This window comes from Kytococcus sp. HMSC28H12, from assembly GCF_001816045.1.
Lineage (GTDB): Bacteria > Actinomycetota > Actinomycetes > Actinomycetales > Dermatophilaceae > Kytococcus > Kytococcus schroeteri.
Map to the genome: position 1 here is coordinate 1 of NZ_KV824381.1, position 5,682 is coordinate 5,682.

General features: G+C 72.8%; 4 protein-coding genes. All 4 read right to left on the bottom strand.

Translation table 11 applies throughout. The features are described from left to right. On the bottom strand, positions 1-1,646 hold a 1,646-nt coding region (locus tag HMPREF3099_RS04475; protein ID WP_070704521.1), incomplete at its 3' end, for a CTP synthase. A gap of 59 nt (positions 1,647-1,705) precedes the next feature. Next, positions 1,706-3,598, bottom strand: a complete 1,893-nt coding sequence (locus HMPREF3099_RS04480; protein ID WP_083323489.1) for a DNA repair protein RecN — start codon at positions 3,596-3,598, stop codon at positions 1,706-1,708. Beyond that, positions 3,595-4,569 (bottom strand): NAD kinase, encoded by a 975-nt coding sequence (locus HMPREF3099_RS04485; RefSeq protein ID WP_070704512.1) that lies wholly within the window; start codon positions 4,567-4,569, stop codon positions 3,595-3,597. The genes HMPREF3099_RS04480 and HMPREF3099_RS04485 overlap by 4 nt, the downstream gene beginning before the upstream one ends. Continuing rightward, a complete protein-coding gene (locus HMPREF3099_RS04490) occupies positions 4,547-5,386 on the bottom strand; it encodes a TlyA family RNA methyltransferase (RefSeq protein ID WP_070704515.1) in 840 nt (279 codons plus the stop codon). The genes HMPREF3099_RS04485 and HMPREF3099_RS04490 overlap by 23 nt, the downstream gene beginning before the upstream one ends. Positions 5,387-5,682 lie beyond the last annotated feature (296 nt).

Consider the following 5,682-nt stretch of genomic DNA (forward strand, 5'->3'; position numbering starts at 1 on the left):
CCGGACGCTCCCCGGCGCTCGATGGCCGCGCCCACCAGGCCGGCGAACAGCGGGTGCGCACGGTGCGGGCGGGACTTCAGCTCCGGGTGGGCCTGGGTGCCCACGTAGAAGGGGTGGGTCTCGGCCGGCAGCTCCACGAACTCCACGAGGCCACCGTCGGGCGAGGTGCCCGAGAGCACCAGGCCGGTGGACTCCAGCTGCTCACGGTAGGCGTTGTTCACCTCGTAACGGTGGCGGTGGCGCTCGCTCACCTGCGTGCTGCCATAGGCGGTCGCGGCCACGGAGCCCTCGGCCAGGGTGGCGTCGTAGGCGCCCAGGCGCATCGTGCCGCCCAGGTCGCCCTTGCCGCCCACGAACTCCAGTTGCTCAGCCATCGTGGCGATCACCGGGTGCTCGGTGGCGTCCTCGAACTCGGTGCTCGAGGCCCCCTCGAGGCCGGCGGCGTTGCGCGCGTGCTCGATGACCATGCACTGCATGCCCAGGCAGATGCCCAGCGTGGGCACCTTCTGCTCGCGCGCCCAGGTCAGGGCACCGAGCTTGCCCTCGATGCCGCGGATGCCGAAGCCACCGGGCACGAGCACGGCGTCCACCCCGCCCAGCGCCTCCTGCGCCCCCTCGGGGGTCTGGCAACGGTCGCTGGCCACCCAACGCAGGGACACCTTCGCCCGGTGGTGGAAGCCGCCGGCGCGCAGCGCCTCGGAGATCGAGAGGTAGGCGTCGGGCAGGTCGACGTACTTGCCGACCACGGCCACCTCCACCTGGTGCTCGGGCTGGTGAACACGGGTGAGCAGGTCGTCCCAGGCGGTCCAGTCGACGTCCTTGAACGGCAGCCCGAGGCGGCGGATGACCACGGCGTCCAAGCCCTCGCCGTGGAGCACCTTGGGGATGTCGTAGATGCTCGGCGCGTCCGGGCAGGTGGCCACGGCCTCGCGGTCGACGTCGCAGGACATCGAGATCTTGTTCTTGATGCCCTCGGGGAGCTGGCGGTCGGCGCGCACCACGACGGCGTCGGGCTGGATGCCGTACTCGCGCAGGCGGGCCACCGAGTGCTGGGTCGGCTTGGTCTTGAGCTCGCCGGAGGGGCCGATGAAGGGCACCAGGGAGACGTGCAGGAAGAACACGTTGTCGCGGCCCAGCTGGTGGCGCACCTGGCGGGCCGCCTCGAGGAAGGGCAGGGACTCGATGTCGCCGACGGTCCCGCCGATCTCGGTGATGATCACGTCCGGGCGGTCCGCGCCCTCGGGCACGGTGGCCGCGGCCCGCATGCGCTCGACGATCTCGTTGGTGATGTGCGGGATCACCTGCACGGTGTCGCCCAGGTACTCGCCGCGGCGCTCCTTGGCGATGACCGAGTGGTACACCTGCCCGGTCGTCACGTTGGCGCCCGCCGTGAGGTTGTCGTCCAGGAAGCGCTCGTAGTGGCCGATGTCGAGGTCGGTCTCACCACCGTCCTCGGTCACGAACACCTCGCCGTGCTGGAAGGGGTTCATGGTCCCCGGGTCCACGTTGATGTACGGGTCCAGCTTCTGCATGGTGACCTTCAGGCCACGCGAACGCAGGAGGAGTCCGAGGGAGGACGCGGTCAGTCCCTTCCCGAGGGAGGAGACGACGCCGCCGGTCACGAAGATGTGTCGAGTCTGTGCCACCACGGGCTGCCAATCTACCCCCTTGCCCGCGGCGCCACGCCACCGCCCCGCCGGGGCCCTCAGGACCCGCGTCGCTCCCGGGCGGCCTCCACGAGCTCGGCGGCGTGTTCCCGAGCGCTGCGGCTCTCGGAGACACCTCCCAGCATCCGTGCGAGCTCGGCCAACCGCGCCTCGCCCTCCACCGGGGCCACGTCCGAGGTGGTCACCGCCCCGTCGTCGCTCTTGGCGATCACCAGGTGCCGGTCGGCATAGGCAGCCACCTGCGGCAGGTGGGTCACCACGATCACCTGGCGCTCCGCGGCGATCCTGGCCAGACGGGCCCCGATGGCGTGTGCCGCCTCACCGCCGACACCGGCGTCCACCTCGTCGAACACCATGGTCGGCACGCCGCCCTCGGCGTCGCCCACCACCACCTCGAGCGCCAGCATGAGGCGGCTGAGCTCACCTCCCGAGGCGGCCTTGGCCACCGTCCGGGCGGGCACGCCGGGGTTGGGGGCCATCCGGATCTCCACCGCGTCCGCGCCGTGCGGGCCGGGCCGGGCCCCCTCCACCGCCACGGTGACCTCTGCCTTCGGCATGGCCAGGGCACGGACCTCGGCAGTGACCCGCTCCCCCAGGTCCGACGCCACCTGCCGCCGGAGCGCCGTGAGCGCGTCGGCAGCCACGCGCGCCGTGGTCCGCGCCTCCTCAAGCTCACCGGCCAGTCGCTCCCGGTCCTCGTCGGAGGTCCCGAGGCCATCGAGCTCCTGGGCCGCCAGCTCACCCCAGGCCAGGGCGATGTCCGCCGAGGGTGCCACCGCCGCACCCTCACCCTCGACGAGCGCGCCCCCTGCCCCGCTCGCACCCTCGAGACCCTCAACCTCCACCTGAGGGTCGAGCAGGGGGTGGCCCGCGGGCAGCAGCTCGGGACGGCCGAACTCCTGGGCCAGGGAACGCAGGGCCGCACGGCGTTCGTGCAGGACCTGCAGCTCCCCGGGGTCGAGGTCCAGCCCGCCCACCCATGAGGAGAGGTCGGCGGCCAGCTCGTGCGCGAGCACCCCCAGCTCGCGCAGGCGGCCGTGCAGCTCCCCCACCTCGGCGTCGACGTGGGCCACCCGCTCCATCGCCTCACGGGCCTGCCCCACGAGCTCCACGGCGCCGGGCTCGGGCATCGCGTCGGTGGGGTCACCCGAGAGCGCACCGGCCGCCACGTGGCCCGCCTCCACCAGGTCGGCCGCGTGGTCCAGCCGGGCCACGCGCTCGCGCAGCTCCTGCTCCTCCCCCGGCTCCGGCTTCACCGTCTCCAGGAGGTCGAGGCCCTTGCGGAGCCACGCGGCCCGCTGGGAGCGCAGGGTCCGCTCGGCGTCGAAGTCGCGCAGCGCCCGGTCGAGGCGCACCACCTCGTCCCGGGCCACCCGGTAGGCCTCGAGCCGCTCGACCACCGGGGCCCCACCGAAGGCGTCGAGCACCTCACGGTGCGCGTCGGCCGAGAGCAGGCGCCACTGGTCAGCCTGCCCGTGGATGGCCACGAGACGCTCACTCACCCCGGAGAGCGTCCGCACCGGTACCCGCGCGCCGCCCACCGATGCCGCCGACCGACCGGCCGTGGTGACGCGCCGGGTCACCAGCAGCTCACCGTCCTCCACGAAGCCGCCGGCGCCCTCGACCGCCTGCACGGCGTCCGACCGCTCGGCGCTCCCGGGCACCTCGTACACCCCGGTGACCACGGCGGCCTCGGCCCCGTGGCGCACCCAGCCCGACTCCGCACGCCGGCCGAGCAGCAGCGAGAGGCTCTGCACCATCATCGTCTTGCCGGCGCCGGTCTCACCGGTCACCACGGTGAGGCCTCGGTCGAGCTCCACGGTGGCGTCGTGGATGACGCCCAGGTTGCGGATCTCGACGGTGCTCAGCCACGGCTCGTTCCCCGTCCCGTGGGCCTGCGTCACCGCGTCGTCCTGGCTGGTCGTGCTCATCGGTGCGTCCCTTCCTCGGTCCCCACGTCCAGGCCCCGCGCGCGGGACCGGGCGGTGCCGCGCCATCCCTCGACCGACAGGCCGAACTTGCGCACGAGCCGGTCGGTGAAGGGTGAACTGGCCGGCCGGGCCAACCGGACCGGGTGCGCGCTGCGCGAGACCTCGACGCGCGCCCCCGGGGGCAGGTCGCTGACCGCGCGCCCGTCGCACCACAGCACCCCGATGCCGGGGGACTCCGTCACCACCTCGACCGCGAGCTCGGTCGTCGGACCCAGCACCAGCGGGCGCGAGAAGAGGGCGTGGGCGCTGATGGGCACCGTGAGGATCGCCTCCACGTTCGGCCACACCACCGGCCCCCCGGCGCTGAAGGCGTAGGCGGTGCTCCCGGTCGGGGTGGCCATGATGATGCCGTCGCACCCCCACGTGGCCAGCGGACGCCCGTCGACCTCCAGGGCCAGCTCCACCATTCGCTCGCGCGAGCCCTTCTCCACGGTGGCCTCGTTGAGTGCCCACCCCGTGGCCGTGCGCTCACCCTCAACGTAGACCGCCACGTCGAGGGCCATGCGGTGCTCGACCGAGTAGCTCCGCTCCACGATGTGCTCCACCGTGAGCTCCACGTCCTCGCGCTCCGCCTCGGCGAGGAAGCCCACGTGCCCCAGGTTCACCCCCAGCAGCGGCACGTCGTACTCCTTGGCCACCGCGGCGCCCCGCAGGATCGTCCCGTCCCCGCCCAGCACCACCACCAGCTCGGGGCGGTGCTGCTCGCCAAGCTCCTCCATGGGCGAGTCCGCCTGCGCACGCAGCGCCTCCACCTGGTCGGGCGGAACCGCCACGACCAGGCCACGCTCACCCAGGAGCCGCGCCACCTGCACGGCCACACCCACGGCGTCCCGACGTCCCGGGTGCGCACAGAGCACCACGACACGGGGCTGGTCGGCCCCGAGGGCGTCAGAGCTCGAGTGCGCTGTCATCGTCACCGTTCCAGAAGGGGTCCTCGACATCCGGGAGCCCACTGTGCCACGCGGCCCCGACAACCTCGCGCGCGGCGTCCCCGGTCTCCAGACGCACCACGAACTCCACGTTCCCGTGGGTCCCCGGGGTCCCACTGGATGCGACACCGTGGGGACGCAGACCCGCCTGCGCGGCTGCGTCGAGAACCACCGCCATCGCCTCGTGCCGGTCGGTCCCCCGCTCCACGATCCCCTGGCGGACCCGGGCGGGCCCCACCTCGAACTGGGGCTTCACCAGCACAACCGCCGTTCCCCCGTCCTGGAGCAGCCACGCGATGGTGGGAAGCACCAGCCGCAGCGAGATGAAGCTGACGTCACACACCACGAGCCGTGCCATGCAACGCCGCAACCCGGCGTCGGTCATCTGCGACAGGTCCCGGGCGTTGACGCCCTCGCGGACCACCACCCGGGGGTCGCTCCGCAGCGCGTCGACCAGCTGGTCGTGCCCGACGTCGATGGCCCAGACGTCCTCCCACCCGGCGTCGAGCAACTCCTGGGTGAACCCACCCGTCGATGCCCCGAGGTCGACCGCTGTGCCAGCGGGGACGAACACACGGGGCCACAACGATCGCGCACGACCGAGCTTCCGCTGGGCCCGGCTCACCTCGCCCTGTCGCCGACCGTCGGCCACCCGGAGCACACTCGTCTCCCCCACCTGCTGGGAGGAACGGCTCGCTGCACGCCCGTCCACCAGAACCGAGCCCTCGGCAACGAGCTGCTGGGCATGGGAGCGGGAACGGGCCAGTCCCCGGTCCGTGAGGGCCTTGTCGAGACGCATCGGGGGGGGTCAGTCGGACGAGGCGTGACCGGGCGCCCCCGGAACGGGACCAGCCGGTGCAGGAGCCTCCAAGGACGCCTCGAGATCACCCACCTCGGACTCCAGCCCTCTCACCCGACCCAGAAGGTCCTCGAGGTCCACCTGGTGCGTCCCCGGGAGCTGCGGGTGCTCGCTACCAAGCGCGTCAGAGCCAGTCATGACACCGATTCTACGGGGCACCTCTCCCTTCCCCATGGGGACGCGCACGGCCCACCCCCAACACAACCCCCGGGAATGGTTTCAGCCCCGACCAACAA